Below are 19193 nucleotides of genomic sequence, written 5' to 3'. Positions count from 1 at the left end.
ATTATTTGTTATAAATATGCACAAAATTAAAAAAACCAATAGCGAAGCTATAAAACTCTTTAGTGCTATTCACTATCACTGCTTGTGAAAAATGGAAAATCTCCTACGTTTATTTATAAGTAACATCAGACCCAGATGCTGTCACTTTAATTTCATCACAATCTTCTATGAGTTTTCTGATAAACTCACTCGCCTCAAGAGGCTTATAATACAGATAACCTTGAATATAATGACATCGCCTATCAACTAAATAATTCAGCTGTTGAAGCGTTTCAACACCTTCAGCAATACAGTACATATCTAAACTTTGCGCAAGTACGATAGTTGCATCAACTATGGCTTCATCCGTTTTTTCTTGACCAATACCATTTACAAAACTGCGATCAATTTTAATAATATCTAGTGGTAACTGCTTTAAATAGGATAACGATGAATATCCCGTACCAAAATCATCTAATGAAAGTAATACCCCCATTTCACTCAAGGCTAACATTGTTTGAATAGCTTTATCGGGCTCAAATATAAAGGCACTCTCAGTCACTTCAATTTTCAAAGCATTTGCAGGCAGATCATACTGAGATAGTAAATTTTGAATAGAATATATCAGTGACTTATCACTAAAGTGTTTGGCGGAAAAGTTTACTGATAAATAAAGGTCGCTTCTGGTTTTTCGCCACTTTGTTAACTCTTTAAAGCCACGCTCAATAGCTTGTTCTGTCATGGCGACAATAAGCCCTAATTCTTCTGCTAAGGTTATAAATTCAACAGGTGGTACCACATTGCCTTTATGTCGCCAGCGCATTAACAATTCAGCACCAACTGATTTTCCTGTGTGAGCATCTATAATTGGCTGATAAACATTAAAAAACTCATTATTACTGAAGCCTAACTTCAAATTAGTTTCTTTTGCTAAGCGTTGTTTCGCTTCTTTGTTCATATTTTCGGTAAAAAATTGATAGTTATTTCTACCTAGCTGTTTTGCATGATACATAGCAACGTCAGCATTTCTAAATAGTTCTTCTGAGCCTTCGGCATCGTTTGGGTAAAGTGATATTCCAATACTAGCCCCAATACTGACGACATTATTATTCAAAGTAAAAGGCTGTTGTATAAGGTCAATAAACTTTTGGGCAATATTCGCTAACTCAACCTCACTACGAAAGCGCTCTAACAAAACAACAAATTCATCGCCGCCAATTCTCGCTAATGTATCATCGGCCCTCAAAGAGGCATTTAATCGTTTTGAGACTTCTTTTAATAACAGGTCGCCACATTCATGTCCCAAAGAGTCATTGACTTGTTTAAAGCGGTCTAAATCGATAAAGAATAATGCGATTGAATCATGTCGGCGATAGGAAGCAGCAATAGCATGTTCAATGCGATCTAGCAGTAATGTTCGATTTGGCAAATCAGTTAAGTGGTCATAATTCGCCATAATTCTCAGTTCGTTTTCAGCTAGTTTTTGCGCAGTTATATCGGTATAAACACAAATAAAGTGCCTTTGCTGGTTGTTAACTTTCGCACTTACACTGATATTAGTAATTACGTGATATTCTTTACCATCGACAGTTTCTATCAACTCTTCACCACGCCAATGACCTTCATTTAAAACTATCGGTAGTAACTTACGATAATAATCTATACGTTCCCGGCCGAATCCCTTTAAACCGTCAGCCAATTTCAATTCATCGCTAGCCCAACCAAACACGGCTGACATTGATTTATTAGCATAACCTTGCTCAAGTGCTTCATCTAGAATGAGTACCCAATCGCGAGTTTGTTCAAACGCAGCCCCATAGTATTGCGCTCTTTCTTGAATTGCTTTCGATTCTGTAATATTGGTATAAGAGCCCGTTACTCTTGATGGTGCGCCAGATTGCTCATAAGCAACGATTTTGCCTAAATCTCGATACCATAACCAATTTCCATTTGCAGATTGTAAGCGATAGGTGCATTCAAAATTGGTATCTGCATCAGCATTAGAAATAAATGCATGCCATTTTTTTGTATAATTTTTGCGGTCGTCAGGGTGAATTAGCGCTATATATCGCGCAAATGTTATTGCCGAATCATCACTTTTGTAGCCTAGGTCATTGCTAATTCGTTTGGCAAACATAACATTGCTTTTTGCTTTCCAATCCCACACCTCACTATTACTTGCAGAAAGCGCTAGTTGTAATCTGTTTTCTCTATTTTTTACGTTTTCATGTGCAATTAGCAATTCTTGCTGCCGTAACTGACGTCCCCGAAACCAAATAAAAATAATACTTAAAATAACAAACACATAAAGGCTGTAAGCTAATGGTGAATGCCAAGGAGCATAAGCTACATTAATTCGAATAGTGGCAGGAGCAGAGTATTCTCCCGTCACAATTGATTTCACTTGTACTTGAAAAACATAGTTGCCTGAATTTAAACGTGGAAAGGTGACATAATTTTGTCTGGTTTCAGGAAATGATACGCCGTTAACAAAGCCATATTTAAACATTGGGCTTTCTGTATTCCCATAAGAAAAATTACTAAAGTCAATGCGAATCCCAAAGTCATCATGTTCTAACTGAACTTCGAAGTTATCAGGAAAAATATAAGGGTAATTCAGCGTTCTAGATAAAGTATTAACATTAACAATGCTAACAATATTGTTGCTTTCTTTATCTTTATTACCTAACTCTATTGGATCAAAAATACTAATGCCTGAAATGCCACCGTAGACAAATCGGCCATTAGCTAATCGCAAAAAAGCTCCATCATTAAATTCTGAACTCGCTAACCCATCTAGCTTATTAAAACGCCGCATATATTTGTCAGTAGAGCGAATTCGAAACAAACCTGCATGACTAGAAACCCAAACATTATCTTCACTATCAATTTGAACACCATAAATATTTGAATCAATAATGCTATTGTGTTCATCAAAAAAGTATTCAACTTGGAAGTTTTTTGGGTTAAGCGCAATAAGCCCTACTTGGGGATAAGACAACCAAATTAAGCCTTGGCTGTCACGAGCCCAATTATCAACATAGCTATAACCTTCCTTAGGTAAATTCTCATGATGATATACTTCAGTCAGCTTTTGGCTCTTGCTATTGTATAACCACAAAGTATCTGTACTAGAAATTAAAACATCATTAGGGTCCGCTGAAAAAGACGCCATAATATGCCATACATATTCACTATTAAAATACTTAGGAAGATTACTTAAGGTACCAAGTTTGCCCGTTTTAGTGTGGATGTTATGAATACCACTTTCTGACACTATCCAAATATATTCTCCAATAGCGGATATGCTAACCCAGCTATTATCAACTTGAAGTAAGGCCTTAGTTTCATCAGGAAAATCACTGGTTATAAATTTTTGTTTAATGGGGTCAAATATATGGATACCCTTAGCTGTAGACAACCATAAATAGCCATTGCTGTCTTTTTCAATGTCATAAATATTGCTTTTGGTAAACGTGGTTTTTTGCTTTTTGTCTTCTAACAATCGAACAACTGAGCTTTGTTCAATATCAACTAAATTAAGCCCTTGTGCAGTTCCTACCCACAATTGATTTTCTGCCGCAGCGACAATAGCGCTAACACTGCCATTACTCAAACTATTACGATTTACACTGTCATAAGTAAAGGTTTGAACAATTTCTGTTTTAGGGTCCCAACGATAAACACCTGAACTAACCGAACCTAGCCATAATTGTTTATTGTAATCAACCAACATGCTGACAATGTTAGCATCAGCAACACTATTAAAGTGATCGCCAAATTTAAACAAAAACCCACTATTGCCAGTATCAATATTATATCGATATAAGCCATGGGTGGTCGCTACATATAGTTTTTTATCAATCACAGTTAGTTGCCAAACGGATACATTTTCCATTGCAACTTGATAATTAAGTTGAACAGAACTTCGATTGAATTCTGATGCGAGGTCGTTTTCTGAAAAGTAAAAAACACCATCATTAGTGCCTACGTAATAACGGCCATCAACAAACACCATATCATACGCTTTTGCGCTTTCTACCGAATTAAAATTTACCGAGGGCAAGTCGTTATTATTTACTTTTGGTAATTTTGTTAATTGCTTACTTTTATTATCGTAAAAAAACACCCCTGCACGGCTGAAGAACATTAATTTTTTATTCAGAATTTTGGCACCATAAAGCACATCGACTTGGCTAAAATGCGAAGAGAAATCTATTCTATCTGTTATCTTTTTTGAGTTAATATCGTAACTTAATGCCGACTTTTCAGTTAACAGCCAGAAAACGCTATTTTCTTTGTCTTCCACAACGTACCAAATACTAAGCTCTTTATTCTCGGGGTCATGCTTAATAATCATTTGATAACGATTAGTTGCAGGGTTATAGGTATATAGCCCTTTGCCAAATAAGGCAATCCACACTAAACCATCACTGTCGACGTAAATACTATTAGTAGAATACTTGTGAAAATCATTGTCTGGCCCTTTAAGCGCATTAATACTATACCCATCATAGATATCAACACCATTTTCCGTACCAAACCAAAGATAACCTTGCTTATCTTGTGCAATAGCTGAAATGCTAGCTTGTGATAGCCCGTCTTCTACAGAAATTTGCTCTAACACAACATTATTTATTTTCGCAAAGACACAAAACGAAAAACAAAAGTTAAACACTAAAACTATGAATATTAAAAAGCGACGCGGCATATTGGTTAAAAACTCACTTCTAGCACAATATTAAAAAACAACATTCCATGTACACAATTAGGTCAAAAATTCAGTATGGCACTTATAATGTTAAAAAGGTGTTACATGGTCAAAAAAGTAGCAAATTTTCTCACTTTTATTATATAACAATATAAGTTTGATAAATAAATTCTCAGCTGTATGACTTAGCTCTTGAATTGAATAAATTTGTCCTTACCTATTAAAGATATAAATCGAGATAAGTTACGCTGACTATGACAAACCCATTACAACAAAATACATCGCTTCCGCAATTTTCTAAAATAAAACCTGAACATATTAAACCTGCAGTTGAGCAAGCTATCGCCGATTGTAAAGAAACCATTGCTGATGTTTTAGCGAATAATACTGAGTTCACCTGGGATAATTTAGTCGCCCCTATTGATGAAGTAGATGATGTATTAGGCAAGTTATGGTCACCAATTTCGCATATGAATTCAGTGGTGAATAGCGATGAACTGCGCGATGCCTATGAATCATGTCTACCACTTTTATCTGAATACGGTACCTTTGTTGGTCAACATGCAGGCTTATTTTCAGCGTATCAACAGCTCAGTGAAAGTGCCGAGTTTGGCCAATTAAACCCAGCCCAACAAAAAGTTATCTCCAACGCCTTACGTGATTTTAAATTGTCAGGCATTGCTTTAAACGAAGAAGATAAAAAGCGTTACGGCGAAATTGCCACCCATTTATCTGAACTAAGCTCAAGTTTTGGTAACAATATTCTTGATGCCACCCACGCGTTTAGCGTCAATATTACTGATGAAAGTGAATTATCTGGTTTACCTGAAAGCGCCAAAGAAGCTGCAAAAGCGTTAGCCCATGCACAAGAAAAATCAGGCTGGCTATTTACCTTAGATATTCCAAGCTATTTACCTGTAATGACTTACTGCGATAACCAAGCATTACGAGAAAAAATGTATCGTGCCTATGTTACCCGTGCATCAGAAATAGGCCCTAATGGTGGTGAATATGACAACAGCCCAATTATGGCTGAGCTATTATCCTTACGTCATGAACTTGCCAACTTACTCGGCTTTGATAATTTTGCTGAAAAGTCACTCGCCACTAAAATGGCCAACAGTACTGACGAAGTGCTCGGCTTTTTAGAAGACTTGGCGGTTAAGTCAAAAGCACAAGGCCAGCAAGACTTATCAGAAGTTCAGGCTTTTGCAGCAGAAAAATTTCAACAAAACAACCTACAAGCCTGGGATTTACCTTACTACAGTGAAAAACTAAAACAAGAACGTTACGCAATCTCAGATGAAGAGCTGCGCCCTTACTTTCCTGAAAGTAAAGTCGTTGCAGGTTTATTTGAAGTCGTTCATCGCTTATTCGGCTTAAATATCAGTGAACGAAAAGATATTGATACATGGCATAAAGATGTGAAATTTTTTGACGTCTTTGATAACAAGCAACAACTTAGAGGTAGTTTCTATTTAGATTTATACGCGCGCGCCAAAAAACGTGGCGGCGCCTGGATGGATGACTGTGTTGGTCGTCGTGAACTTGCCAACGGCGACATCCAATACCCTGTTGCTTACTTAACTTGTAACTTTAATGGCCCAGTTGGTGATAAGCCGGCACTGTTTACCCATGATGAAGTGGTAACTTTATTCCATGAATTTGGTCATGGTATTCATCATATGCTTACGCAAATTAATGCTTCTGGTGTTTCCGGCATCGACGGTGTGCCATGGGACGCCGTTGAGTTACCAAGCCAGTTTTTAGAGAATTGGTGTTGGCAACCACAGGCGCTCGCCTTTATTTCTGGTCACTATCAAACGGGTGAGTCTTTACCACAAGATATGCTAGAAAAAATGCTGGCAGCGAAAAATTTCCAATCAGCTATGCAAATGATCCGTCAACTAGAATTCAGCTTATTTGACTTTAAAATGCATGCCCAATATTCACCAGAAAAAGGTGATGAAATTCAACAAGTACTTGACCAAGTGCGTGAAGAATATGCCGTTATTAAAGCGCCTGACTTTAATCGTTTTCAACACAGCTTTGGCCATATTTTTGGTGGTGGCTACGCCGCCGGATATTATAGCTATAAATGGGCTGAAGTATTATCAAGCGACGCTTTCTCACGCTTTGAAGAAGAAGGTATTTTCAGCCAAAGTGTTGGCCAAGAATTTTTAACTAACATTCTTGAAATGGGCGGCTCTCAAGAGCCAAGCGAACTATTCAAAGCATTTCGTGGCCGCGAGCCACAAATTGATGCCTTACTGCGCCATAGCGGCATTACAGGGTAATATTAATGGCTTTAGAAAAAATTGAAGACATTTATCAACGTGCCGCTGCGCGCAAAGGCGGTGCTGACAAACTCGAACTGTTATTAGGTGCTGGTAATCAAGATGCCTTACTGACCAATATTGGTGATGACCGATTTTTAGCCGAGTTTAGCAAGAAGGTATTCCAGTCCGGCTTTGTTTGGCGTGTTGTTGAAAATAAATGGCCTAATTTTGAAGCTAGCTTTTTCAATTTCAATATTGAAAAAGTATTAATGATGCCCGAAGAAATGATGGAACGAAAGGCTACTGATCCTAATATTATTCGTAACTTCAACAAAGTGAAAACCATTAAAGCTAATGGTCAAATGATTTTTGAAGAACAACAAAATGGTCATACATTTGCTGAGTTTATCGCGCAATGGCCGAGCGATAACATTATTGGTTTATGGGCTTATTTAAAAAAATATGGCCAACGCCTTGGCGGTAATACGGGCCCTTACGCCCTGCGTGCATTAGGCAAAGACACTTTTATTATTAGCCGCGATGTTGAGGCCTATTTTCGCGCGCATGATATTATAACTGGCGGCATACAAACCAAATCAAGTTTGCAAGCAATTCAAACCAGCTTTAATACCTGGCAACAACAATGTGACTTATCACTCAGCCAACTTAGTCGCTTAATTGCTTTTGCCACAGGTGATAATCATATTCATGTAGAAGATATTGCTAATGCAGAATAATATCGCTATTGCCTATGTTGACTCGGTTGACAGCGACAAAGCAAAAAAACTCGCTAAACAATGGCAACTGCCATATCTTGGTGATATTGCTGCGATTAAAAACCACCCTGAGCTGGCTTTTGCGTTACAAGTTAACATGCAGCGATTAGAGCTTTGCAAGCTTGACGAACCTAAACTCGGCGCGATATGTGTTGATTTTGTTGATGGTGCAACAGCGCATCGTCGCAAATTTGGTGGTGGTAGAGGTCAAGATATTGCTAAAGCTGTCGGTCTTAAACATGGTTTTACGCCCAATGTGCTAGATGCTACCGCAGGCCTAGGCCGCGATGCCTTTGTACTGGCAACGCTTGGCTGCAATGTCACTATGATGGAACGCATGCCTATTGTTGCTTCTTTACTGGCAGATGGCTTAGAAAGAGCGGCATTAAGTGCTGAAGTGAATGATATTACGGAACGTATGAATTTAATTCATGCATCGTCAATTGAAAATATGACCTTGGCGCAACAGCCCGATGTAATTTATCTCGACCCTATGTACCCACACCGTGAAAAGTCAGCGGCAGTTAAAAAAGAAATGCGAGTATTTCAATCACTCGTCGGCGAAGACTTAGACGCCGACAACTTACTTGAGCCAGCACTCGCTTTAGCTAAATATCGTGTTGTGGTTAAGCGTCCTAGTTATGCACCGCCGTTAAATAATAAAAAACCTTCTACCAGCATTAAAATGAAAAAGAATCGCTTTGATGTTTACGTCAACCAAGCCATCCCTAAACAGAGCTAGCTTGCATACACGGCATTATGTTGCATGAACACGTTTCATGCACTTGCAATAAAATCGTCACATTAGTGTCATCTAACTGTAACCTTAACGTCACATAAAAACGTGAAAATTCAGCATCGTTTGGAAACGTCAGTTACAGGGTTGGATGCCAGTGCGGGTTTCAAGTTTTTCAAGAATTTCAGTTATCGCGGTAAGTTTATTTGCCACCGTTTTTCTAACGACTATGTATCATGTCGGTAATTCATTAACCACAAGTCGTGCGCAACTAGCTAGCTATCAAGAACTAAAATCAGCCACTACTGTGTCATTTTATCGCACCATTGCTCAATATTTACAATCAGGCGATGCTGGCTTATTAACTACGGCTCAACAGCAATTAAATAAAATTGATGAGCAGGCAAAGCAACTAAATATGACATCGTTGTTTACAGAAATTAAAAAAACGACAGCCAAATTAAACCTGAATATAGATACTAAATATCGCGCCTTAGGCAAACTTAGTGGTGACCCTCTTGCACTTATTCGAAATGCCGAACAAAGCATGTTATTTCTGACCTATGCTATTGCACAATATTCACAACAAAGCCAAGCGATATCAGCGCAGCAACGCATAGACTACCTAACCAGCACTCATATTATTTCAAAAGCACTAAATGAGTTAATTAATGCCAGAGAGCAATATTTTTTGAGCGACAATAGCGACCCAAATCGCATTAGAACACTTACTGCAGAGCTTAATCGTTTAATATCAACATTTACTAAACTGCCAGCCTTGGCAATTTATGCTGAGGTTGACGAAGATGACTTTTTTGCTGATGAAGATGACAACGAGGACATCGCAAGCGAAGCTGTAGATGAACTTACCTCATTTGCTAACAGGTACCTCACCGAGTTCAATAACACGTTAAATATTGCAACCAATACTCGTAATGGTATTGCGCAACTAACTGCTGATGTTGCAGAGCTAGAGCAAATTATCCTGACCGGTGAAACCAACATCATAGCTGAACAAGAACAATTAAATCAGCAACTAATGCTCATTGTTATAGGCCTAACGACATTTTTAATAATATTTCTGATCGCGAACTATTGGCTACAGCGCACCGTTATTCTTAACCCTTTACGCAAGCTTCGCGATAGCTTTGTAGCCCTAGTTGAAAAAGGTAAAGTTGATAACATTGAAGGAATCTCGATAAAAACCGAATTAGGTGAAATATCATCTAGCTTTAATCAAATGGTGAATAAGCTTGCTAATGATGACCGACAAAAAGCTCATCAACTCGACCTTGTCGCCAAGGCTCTAAAAGCCATGGACAGCCAAGTTAGTAATATCTATCAGTCGTCTGCGAGCACGAGTGAGCACGTACAAGGCGCCAGAGAAATTATGGCTGCACTTGGGCAAGCCACTGAAACGGTTAATGACTTATCGAGCCAAGTAGTTGGCAATGCACAAGCAACGCAGCAGGCCATGGAAGCAAGCCAGAACCGCGTTGGCCAAGTATTAAAGGCCAGTGAGTCAACTAATATTGCTGCTCAACAGAGCAAAACCGCCATTACGTCGCTTTCGCAATCGGTAAATAGCGTCACCTCGATTGTTGATGTTATTGCCGCTATTGCCGATCAAACCAACTTATTGGCACTTAATGCCGCAATTGAGGCGGCTCGCGCTGGAGAGCATGGTAGAGGTTTTTCCGTGGTTGCAGATGAAGTAAGACAACTCGCAGGAAAAACACAAGAGTCACTACAGCAAATCTCAGCAAAATTAGAACAACTGCAAAGTGCGACAAATTCAATTCAATCAACCATCGTTGATATTGAAACAGCTTCCGCTAATCAACAAAATATTGCCGATGAACTACAGAAAACAGCAATAGAAGTAACTGACCAAGCAAAAATTTCTGCAGAAGTAGCATTAAATACACTCGAGCAAATCACCTTACAGCGTAAGCATTTTATTACTTTTGAAACCGCAATGACCAATGTCGACCAAGAAGTAAGTCAATCACAAAAGCTTGCGGAAAACATTGCCCAAGATGTAAATAACCATGTATCAGGCATTAGTGAAACTTTGCAACACGCTACTTAATTTCAATATTTTAAAAGAAATTTAGCCACATTCACGTGCGCACTACTCTGCACTATTCTAAAATATATATCAGGGTTATTTTATAGGTGCGCTTATGGCAAAATCTTTATGCAAATGGAAAAAAAAGGAAATAGAAAAAAATGTGCATGAATTAGCACATATTGTCGATAAGCCTAGGTTTATTTGTAAAGACTGCGCTCGCGCCGCCCATGATAAAAATTACCTTTGCAAACCCATCAAACTGCCTTTATCACACTAATAATGGAATTTATTATGATCCAAGAAAACACTGAAATGCCCGCAGGGCAACTACAAGAATTAAAAAATGGCGAAATGATTAGCCACAATACCAGCGAGCTTTTTGCCAATAAAAAAGTGGTTATGTTTGCGGTTCCTGGCGCATTTACCCCAACCTGCTCCGCCGCACATTTACCTGGTTATGTGGTATCAGCAGATGAGCTAAAAGTTAAAGGGGTCGACGCGATTATTTGTCTTTCAGTGAACGACGCATTCGTGATGTCAGCTTGGGGCGAAGCCCAGAACGCTGAGAATTTAATGATGTTAGCAGATGGCGATGGTAGCTATACCAAGGCACTTGGCCTTGAAATGGACACAGCAAGTTTTGGCGGTTTACGTTCACAGCGCTACTCAATGATTATTGAAAACGGTGTTGTTACTAACTTAAATGTCGAAAAGCCTAAAGAGTTCGAGATAAGTAACGCTGAAACGATATTAAAACAACTATAAAACCGTGAAAGTAAGATAAATAAAAACCATTCTCGTTCTCCCGAAACCCTTATTTTATAAGGGTTTGTTTGATTTAACACTTGAATAATTTGCTAGTTTCACGCACACTTGCCAACATAATGTATGTGACAAAACGCACAATGAGGTAGCACAATGTTAAAGCCTGAAATGGTTAAAGAGTTAAACAAGCAAATTAACTTAGAGTTTTACTCTTCAAATTTGTATTTACAAATGAGCGCTTGGTGTGAGGAAAAAGGCTTTGAAGGCGCTGCTGAATTTATGCGCAAACACGCTGCTGAAGAAATGGATCACATGACTCGCTTATTTACTTATGTTAGCGAAACCGGTGCCTTGCCTATTTTAGGTAGTATAGATGCGCCACCACATGAATTCGAATCATTAGCTGACGTATTTGAGAAAACCTATCAACATGAGTGTGAGATTACCGAGAATATCAATGCATTAGCGCACCAAGCATTTACTAATCAAGATTACTCTACATTTAACTTTCTACAGTGGTATGTAGCTGAGCAACACGAAGAAGAAACCCTATTTAAGAGTGTATTAGACAAAATTAACTTGGTTGGCCATGATGGCCATGCGCTCTTTTTCGTTGATAAAGATTTAGCAGAAATGGCAAAAGCAGGCAATGGCAGCATAATGACAGATGCTGTAGCCCAGTAATACTTAGAATGATAGACGTGAGAAAGTTGTGAACATCAACGATCTTTCACATTCTTGCGGCTGCGTCATACCATTCATCCTGAACATAAAAAAGGCTTGCAGGGGATCAGGTGCAAGCCTTTTTTAGTGCCGAAATATTACCAACTGCTATTTATTCATGCATTCGCCATCGTTATTCTACTTCAGTTTGATTGATAATTTCTACGCGAAAGCCTGTAGGTGCAGCTTTATCATCTTCAACAATAAAGAACAATTCGCCAGACTCCTCGTCTAATACTAGTTCAAAGCTCGACAAAATAATTTCACTACTATCAACTTCTGCCACCGCAAATACTTGATACGTGTTGTTAGGCAAATTAATCGATTCTGGTTGCGTGTAAACAGCGCTACGTTTGTACAATGCAGTTGCTATCGTTTCATTACTACGCACAAAATAGAAAGTTACAAAGTTAAAATCAATATCATCATCATCGTCATCAACTAAGTTAATCATAGTGATTTGATGGTCATAAATACTTTCACGCGTGCTGTTTTCAACAACAAGTGAGTGAATTTCCACTTCAATCTCATCAACAATACCGTCGCCGTCTTCATCAACATCGCCATCACCGTCATGGTCAACCGCTTCTTCATTTAAATAGAAAAACACGGTTTTATTGGTATTTTCTGGAAGGCCTAACAGGTGATTACTTAATAGCGGCTCCGATGTGGTCGGAATTAATAAGTCTAAACTGTAATCACCTTTTTCTTGAATCAGTGTCGCACTATAATCACCACGCTCAAGCCCTACTATTTCAGCTTCTTCATCAACACCATTAACATAAATATCAAATGTGCCAGAGTAGTTAGGAATTAACTCATGCTCTTTAATTGCATTGTAGGCACGAAAACGCGCTTCAGACTGAGTATCTAAATATTCAATTATCGACGAGCTAGACATTCTGTCAATTGCATAAGGAGATGTGCCAGAGCCAGTATTTTCACGCACTATCATGACATATTGCGAGGGGTAAGCGTAATCAATATCATCAGAGGTAAATAGCACATCTTCAGTACCGGCTTGAGTTATATAAAAAATATACTCGTCTTGATCTAGCTTTTGGTTGTCTGACAATTGCTTATAGTTGTATGTACCAACTAGCTTAGCTTCATTAAAACTTTCATCCGATTCAGACATATAAACATCAACACCAGCTGAATCAGGATGCAAGTTTAAAATACGTAGATTAAATAAATCCTTGTCTTCATCTTCGTCGTCATCAATAACATCAATACTATACGTTTCCACTTGTGCTGAAGTAACATCACCCGTCAAAACTAATAGCTGGATCGTCTCATCTTCAACAACAACTTGGCCTTCGGCGATCAATTCCAAGTCATCTCTGTCAGCGCTATCTTCGTCTTGCCAAGCCATTTCATAGAAATAAGTGTCTTCATCTATTTCATAATTGCTCAACGCCTTAGTGTATGCAATGCCGTTAAAAGTTACTTCAAAGTTGTCATCATCATCGTCATCATCCGACTCTAAGTCTTCATCAAGTGTCAGAATAATTTCAGGAGAGTTTTTCGAGCTATTGTAAAATTTCACATAGCCAGGATCAGAACTGTCGTCACTGCCACCGCAACCAACAAAGGCAATTGCCGATATTAATGCTATGATTTTAGACGCGGAGATAGTTGAAAATATGCTAGGTTTAAAACTCATGTCTTTTTCCAATAAAATTAAGTGCCATCACTGCTCAGAGATTCTGGCAGTTAATCAATACTCCCATCTAAAAATAGATGTACGAGCACTTTATAGAGCGACATTCTAGAAGTAAGTTCTCTGATTCAAACCATCTTTGCACTTCTTTACTTAACCATACCTTTCTTTACATACTCCCATTATATAAGGGCTGTAGCTAAACATGAGAATTCTATACAAAGCAAAAGGTATAAAAAACGGCAAGAAATCAAATTCTTGCCGTATTAATTTTTTTACCAAAATGATTATTTTCGGCTGCTAAATTGAGCCTAAAATCTGTTACTTGAACGAAAACATACGAGTTATAGTGGCATCTTTATCAACAAGGTGATGTTTCAGTGCGCCAACAACATGTAAAACAATTGCTGCAATTACAAAATAAGTAATTAAGCCATGAATATCATGCCCTAAACCACCTATAGCACCATTTAAAGCCACAGTTTCGCCAGCAGCGTCTAATGTTTCTGCAATCAGCTCTAAACCGAAAATACTTAAACCATGACCACCACCAATTGACATCATCAACCCTGATAACGGATAAAGCACTGTCGAAATTATTAATATCCAGTGAATAGCCTTGGCAATAGCGTGTTGAACTTTGCTCATTTCTCCAACCGCACTTGGCCAGCCTTTTTTAATACGCCATAAAACTCTAGCTAAAGCCAACACAAACATAATAGCGCCAACTGATTTATGAATATCGTATAAAGCAAATACTTCAAATTCACTCATATAAATGCCAACAGCCAATAAGATGATCATGCCGAATGCGATAATCATGTGTAATACTTTTGTTGTACCTGATAAGGTTGCTTGAATATTGTTCACTATAAATTCCCTCCCGAATGCTAACTTGGCGCTATTATAACAAGTTAAAGGTTAAGTTCAGGTTAAAAAATTTGGCAATTTAACCTTGCTCGCGCTTACCTTTCTTCTCACGTATAATGCCGCTTTTTTAAAGCACAAAGTAGGTTATTCCATTGATATATTCTGATGTAGTTATTATTGGTGCAGGCGCGGCTGGTTTAATGGCGGCTGCTACCGCGGGCTATAGAGGACGCAGTGTAACTGTTGTTGATATGGGGAAAAAGCCAGGGCGAAAAATATTAATATCAGGTGGTGGACGTTGTAACTTTACTAACGAAAATGCAGGCCCTGAAAACTACTTATGCCAAAATCCACATTTTACTAAATCAGCACTTAGTCGCTATAGCGCGCAAGACTTTATTGAACTGGTTGACCGTCATGGCCTTAATTATCATCACAAAACCTTAGGGCAATTATTCTGTGACGATAGCGCACAAGATATCGTCGATATTTTGATGACCGAATGTGAATGGGCTGGTGTCAATATTGCGCTGCGCAGTGAAGTTATTTCCGTCGTTAAAAATGATACAGGATATGCAATAAAAACAAGCGCCGAAAGCTACCAGTGTGAGTCGCTCGTAGTTGCATCTGGCGGCCTTACCATGCCAAAACTGGGCGCAAGCCCAATAGGTTACAAAATTGCTGAACAATTTGGCTTAAGTGTTCTCCCCACCACAGCAGCACTCGTTCCTTTTACCTTACATGACCACGACAAACAAAAATTTGATGGCTTATCAGGTATCAGTATTAATACTGAAGTTACCAGCGAAGACGGCACAAAATTTAAAGAGAACATCCTTTTTACCCATCGCGGTTTGTCTGGCCCTGCTATTTTACAAATATCATCATTTTGGCGAGCAGGACAAGCAGTCACCATTAACTTATTGCCCGAATCACCTATCGACAGACTGGTAGCTGAGTGGCGCGACACGTGTCCGCAAAAGTCACTAAAAAATATGCTAAGTACTGTGCTGCCTAAACGCTTCGTTGAAGCATTAGTAAAACAAAAAGATATATCAGACAAAGCCATAAACCAGATCAGTAACGATGAAATAAGCTACCTAAGCCAATACCTACATCAATGGCAAGTCAAACCCAATGGTACCGAAGGCTATCGAACCGCCGAGGTTACATTAGGCGGCGTTAACACCAATGAATTATCATCAAAAACCTTTGAAGCAAAGAAGGCAAAAGGCTTGTTTTTCATCGGCGAAGTTATCGACGTTACGGGCTGGCTCGGCGGCTACAACTTCCAATTTGCTTGGAGCAGCGGTGTTGCATGTGGGCAGGTTATTTAATTTAGCAGCTCATACCCAATCTTACAGTTTTGATAATAAGGTTTATATTTAATCTGACAGGCTCCTATGAGCGATCTACTGACATTGAGCTAACCTTCATTGTTAGATGATGTTATGCTGTAGCATTATAATGACTCTTTATTTTATAGGGATTTGAAATAACAAATGATTAGAACTTTCTTGTTGTGTTGCACTTTAATAATTGCGACCTCTGCCTATGGAAATATACCACCCTATTTCAATGAAGACATTGATAGCGAGTACAGAGAACTGCTTAAACATGCGGACAAGATGCTCCCTAAAACGGATAAACAGCTAGCATATCTTCCTTCATTCTTTCCGTTTAGTCTGTTGGATGTTCGTCCAACGAATTTCATCAATAATAACGACAAGCAAGCCTTTGCAAATTTTAATTTTGGGGTATTGGGAAATAGGTTCTTGAATATTAGTAAGAAGCAACTTTCTAATTTGCCAAGTATTTCAATATGCAAGAAGCAAAAATGTAAAGAAGAAAGAATTGAGCTGATAAAGCAGTTTTTAGTGGATTCAAAGAGTGAAGTTGAAATGTTGAGGCAGAATACAAATCTTTATATTGTCCAACAAACAGCACCACATGTGTTTCGCATCAATAATACGTTTTATAGTCCAACGCAGCTTATTACCTACTATCCATCCAAACAAGCAGGCTTTATCCCGTCAGGTGAGTATAAGCTTTCCAAGCCTGATGAAGCTCCCAAAATTTTGGCGTTATCTGAAGTTACCAAGGCTCTTAGAGAGGTAATGGCTAAGTATAACGTTGCTGCAATCACGAAAGTAAACGAAGAGAGTCTTAACATAATATTTGGAGGTATAAGCGATAACCATTGGGGAATCGTAATTAACCACAAATCAACTATTCCTACTTCTGGTGATTATAGCCACATCGGTTTGGAATACGATATTGTTCAAAAAATTTCAGATAGCAATTTTTACTATCAGACTAACTAATGGCTGTAATTGGCACATATGCGACTGTCAGATTTGATAGCATTCTATTAACCATATTTGACAGATCAAGTTAATAATCATTCAAAATTGTTGTTCAAATTTTGACTCATTTTTTAATGCCAGAATACATAATTAGTAATACGAAACCAAAACTCGTCAACCGCCATATACACAATATTAACTAAATTTAATAGAGAGTTTTATTGGTTTAAATTGTCAGCTGTCGATTCAAGGCCAAATTGTGTTACTTCAAAAATAACTTGCAGTCTAAACTGCAAAATCACCCTAGTATTCTTCTCAACGGCACTCGTCTACAAACAATTTTTTGAGAAGGAACTACAAATGATACCAATTATAAAAACACTGCTAGTTGTATGTTTAATTTCACATTTTAGCGCTCAGGCAATTGATTTACGAATAGATAATATTCGCTTATATAAAAATGAAACAGGTCAATTTTCTTCGCCTAGTTCACTCTACATTGACCATGGGAAAATCATTAAAATTACTGATTCATCGTTTACTAAGGAATCAGCTGATAATGTTGTAGATGCAAAGCATCAATATGCCCTACCTGGGTTAATTGATTTACATGTTCACTTAGGGGCTTCGGGTAGCAACTATAGCGAGTTTCAATATCTACCGGTGCAATCACACTTTAATTCAAATTTATATTTAGGCGTAACAAGTATTGTTGATCTATTTTCATTTCAACAAACTCTAGATCAAGCAGCACAGCTCAAAGAGCAGCAAATTACGCCTAACTTGTTTTATGCCGGCACGTTATTTACCAACCCTGGAGGACATGGTACACAGTTTGGAGGCCAAGCCTATGAAATAACTTCTGATAGCGATATTAGTGCCATATGGGAAAAGCACATTGCCACAAAACCAACGGTTACCAAAGCAGTTATTGAAACATTTGGAGATTCAGGTAGCTCATTAACTGATAGCCAACTTGCACAGCTCGGCAAGCGCTCAAAAGCTGCGGGACTACCTTATTTTGTTCATGTATCTAGTTTACAAGATGGTAAACGAGCAATTAGAGCTGGTGCTACAGCCTTGGCACACGGTATTAATAGCGAAGCTATCGATGACGAATTTATAGCATTGATGATAAAAAATAATGTAACCTATATTCCAACTTTAGCGGTTTATCATAATCATCACGAAGAAAAAAATCATTCGCTGATCAGCAGTAATACTGAGTTACTGGCGACAATACCTAGCAAATTACAAAAGTGTTTATTTGAGAAAGTCCCGGCACCTTCACAATGGCGAGAACAAAGTTGGCAAGCTCGTGATTTTGCATATAGCAATATTAGAAAACTCCATCAAGCGGGTGTGAATATTGGCGCGGGCTCCGACGCTGGCAACCCCTATACATTGCATGGTACAGGCTTGCACAATGAATTAGACGCTTTGAAAAAAGCAGGCTTATCAAATGCTGACATAATTAATAGCGCAACGATTAATGCAGCAAAAGTACTAAACCAATCAGCCAATTTAGGCCAGTTGAATCTGGGCTTTGAAGCAAGTTTCTTATTACTAGAAAATAATCCGTTAACTGATATTAACAATATTCATCAAATTACTAGCGTTTTTAAATCAGGAAAACAGGTTGCACGCCAACAACTTATTGCACAAAACCAAGCAATAACTCCTGTAGGTAAAGCGTGTAATGAAATTGTAATTGCAACAGCAGCTCAAAAAGTAATTGATTATTTTCAAGGTGAATCACCTTGGAGCAGCTTATCTGACAAGGTTATGGGTGGGCAATCATCAACAAGCTTAGTCGTAGGTAGCACCAGCTTAACCATTAAAACAGCCGTAGCTAAGCCAACAAATTTTGGCGCATGGGCGGGCTCCGAAATTAAGTTTTCACAAACAATTGATGCGTCAATGTACCAAGGAGTCAGTATTACTTATAAAGGCTCAACTGTGCCATTTGCTTTATCTATTTATCACAACGACGTCAAAGATTGGGATCACTTTTCAACCATGCTAATGCCGAGTGAGGGATGGAAAACCGTAAACTTACCTTTTAGTGCATTTAAGCAGTTTGGCTTTGGTAATAAAGTAGAGTGGTCAGCCAAACAATTGGCAGGGCTAAGTTTAATGTGGCGTAAAATGCCAGGAAGTAGTAACGCCATTTTGCATAATGAATTGGAGGTGAAATCTCTATCTTATTACTAAGCTGATTTACGGCGGCAGCTAAATTTTCATAATAGGCTGCCGTTTTTTAATTAGTTGAAAATCTTTGTTTTTATCTTCATTATTCCATTAACTTTTT

13 protein-coding genes are annotated in these 19193 nt (G+C 38.3%); 10 read left to right on the top strand and 3 right to left on the bottom strand.

Features of this window, described 5'->3' with window-relative positions; all coding sequences use genetic code 11:
* Window positions 1-109 precede the first annotated feature (109 nt).
* On the bottom strand, window positions 110-4606 hold the full coding sequence (locus AC27HL_RS15730) for an EAL domain-containing protein (RefSeq protein WP_487082001.1): 4497 nt from the start codon (window positions 4604-4606) through the stop codon (window positions 110-112).
* Window positions 4607-4944: 338 nt separating this feature from the next.
* Here AC27HL_RS15730 and prlC point away from each other — a divergent pair, with 338 nt between their 5' ends.
* The 7 genes from prlC to ftnA all read left to right on the top strand — a co-directional run bounded on the left by prlC (window position 4945) and on the right by ftnA (window position 12004).
* Window positions 4945-6987 carry an oligopeptidase A gene (gene prlC, locus AC27HL_RS15725; protein ID WP_487082000.1) on the top strand — a complete coding sequence of 681 codons (2043 nt, stop codon included), beginning with the start codon at window positions 4945-4947 and terminating at the stop codon, window positions 6985-6987.
* 5 nt (window positions 6988-6992) lie between these two features.
* On the top strand, window positions 6993-7706 hold the full coding sequence (locus tag AC27HL_RS15720; protein ID WP_487081999.1) for a DNA-3-methyladenine glycosylase I: 714 nt from the start codon (window positions 6993-6995) through the stop codon (window positions 7704-7706).
* Window positions 7696-8487, top strand: coding sequence for a class I SAM-dependent methyltransferase (locus AC27HL_RS15715; RefSeq protein WP_487081998.1), 792 nt, complete (start codon window positions 7696-7698; stop codon window positions 8485-8487). Before AC27HL_RS15720 ends, AC27HL_RS15715 begins: the two co-directional genes overlap by 11 nt.
* A gap of 151 nt (window positions 8488-8638) precedes the next feature.
* A complete protein-coding gene (locus AC27HL_RS15710; RefSeq protein ID WP_487081997.1) occupies window positions 8639-10573 on the top strand; it encodes a methyl-accepting chemotaxis protein in 1935 nt (644 codons plus the stop codon).
* Between the two features lie 94 nt (window positions 10574-10667).
* Entirely contained in the window at window positions 10668-10832 is a 165-nt protein-coding gene (locus tag AC27HL_RS15705; protein WP_487081996.1) for a hypothetical protein, read from the top strand.
* 35 nt (window positions 10833-10867) lie between these two features.
* The gene (locus AC27HL_RS15700; RefSeq protein ID WP_487082109.1) at window positions 10868-11320 is read left to right on the top strand and encodes a redoxin family protein; all 453 of its coding nucleotides are present in this window, start codon (window positions 10868-10870) and stop codon (window positions 11318-11320) included.
* Window positions 11321-11473: 153 nt separating this feature from the next.
* Complete coding sequence (gene ftnA, locus AC27HL_RS15695) at window positions 11474-12004, top strand: non-heme ferritin (protein ID WP_487081995.1); 531 nt, start codon at window positions 11474-11476, stop codon at window positions 12002-12004.
* Window positions 12005-12176: 172 nt separating this feature from the next.
* Here the strand turns inward: ftnA and AC27HL_RS15690 are convergent, their stop codons facing one another.
* Window positions 12177-13709, bottom strand: coding sequence for a hypothetical protein (locus tag AC27HL_RS15690; protein WP_487081994.1), 1533 nt, complete (start codon window positions 13707-13709; stop codon window positions 12177-12179).
* A 318-nt stretch (window positions 13710-14027) separates the two neighbouring features.
* Window positions 14028-14576, bottom strand: coding sequence for a cytochrome b (locus AC27HL_RS15685; protein WP_487081993.1), 549 nt, complete (start codon window positions 14574-14576; stop codon window positions 14028-14030).
* Between the two features lie 152 nt (window positions 14577-14728).
* On the opposite strand from AC27HL_RS15685, the gene AC27HL_RS15680 reads away from it, so the two are divergent.
* From AC27HL_RS15680 to AC27HL_RS15670, 3 genes are all read left to right on the top strand, one after another.
* On the top strand, window positions 14729-15913 hold the full coding sequence (locus AC27HL_RS15680; protein WP_487081992.1) for a BaiN/RdsA family NAD(P)/FAD-dependent oxidoreductase: 1185 nt from the start codon (window positions 14729-14731) through the stop codon (window positions 15911-15913).
* Window positions 15914-16078: 165 nt separating this feature from the next.
* Window positions 16079-16900 carry a hypothetical protein gene (locus tag AC27HL_RS15675; RefSeq protein WP_487081991.1) on the top strand — a complete coding sequence of 274 codons (822 nt, stop codon included), beginning with the start codon at window positions 16079-16081 and terminating at the stop codon, window positions 16898-16900.
* A gap of 342 nt (window positions 16901-17242) precedes the next feature.
* The gene (locus tag AC27HL_RS15670; RefSeq protein ID WP_487081990.1) at window positions 17243-19096 is read left to right on the top strand and encodes a CIA30 family protein; all 1854 of its coding nucleotides are present in this window, start codon (window positions 17243-17245) and stop codon (window positions 19094-19096) included.
* Window positions 19097-19193: the final 97 nt, after the last annotated feature.

The organism is Colwellia aquaemaris (assembly GCF_057548755.1).
The sequence above is the reverse complement of the archived record's forward strand: the minus strand, read 5'-3'. Positions and strand labels throughout refer to the sequence as shown.

What these genes read in the sequence shown, in the direction of transcription:
- prlC (WP_487082000.1), top strand. Translation starts at nt 4,945, where the DNA reads ATGACAAACCCATTACAACAAAATACATCGCTTCCGCAATTTTCTAAA.
- AC27HL_RS15720 (WP_487081999.1), top strand. Translation starts at nt 6,993, where the DNA reads ATGGCTTTAGAAAAAATTGAAGACATTTATCAACGTGCCGCTGCGCGC.
- AC27HL_RS15715 (WP_487081998.1), top strand. Translation starts at nt 7,696, where the DNA reads ATGCAGAATAATATCGCTATTGCCTATGTTGACTCGGTTGACAGCGAC.
- AC27HL_RS15705 (WP_487081996.1), top strand. Translation starts at nt 10,668, where the DNA reads ATGGCAAAATCTTTATGCAAATGGAAAAAAAAGGAAATAGAAAAAAAT.
- AC27HL_RS15700 (WP_487082109.1), top strand. Translation starts at nt 10,868, where the DNA reads ATGCCCGCAGGGCAACTACAAGAATTAAAAAATGGCGAAATGATTAGC.
- ftnA (WP_487081995.1), top strand. Translation starts at nt 11,474, where the DNA reads ATGTTAAAGCCTGAAATGGTTAAAGAGTTAAACAAGCAAATTAACTTA.
- AC27HL_RS15690 (WP_487081994.1), bottom strand. Translation starts at nt 13,709, where the DNA reads ATGAGTTTTAAACCTAGCATATTTTCAACTATCTCCGCGTCTAAAATC.
- AC27HL_RS15675 (WP_487081991.1), top strand. Translation starts at nt 16,079, where the DNA reads ATGATTAGAACTTTCTTGTTGTGTTGCACTTTAATAATTGCGACCTCT.
- AC27HL_RS15670 (WP_487081990.1), top strand. Translation starts at nt 17,243, where the DNA reads ATGATACCAATTATAAAAACACTGCTAGTTGTATGTTTAATTTCACAT.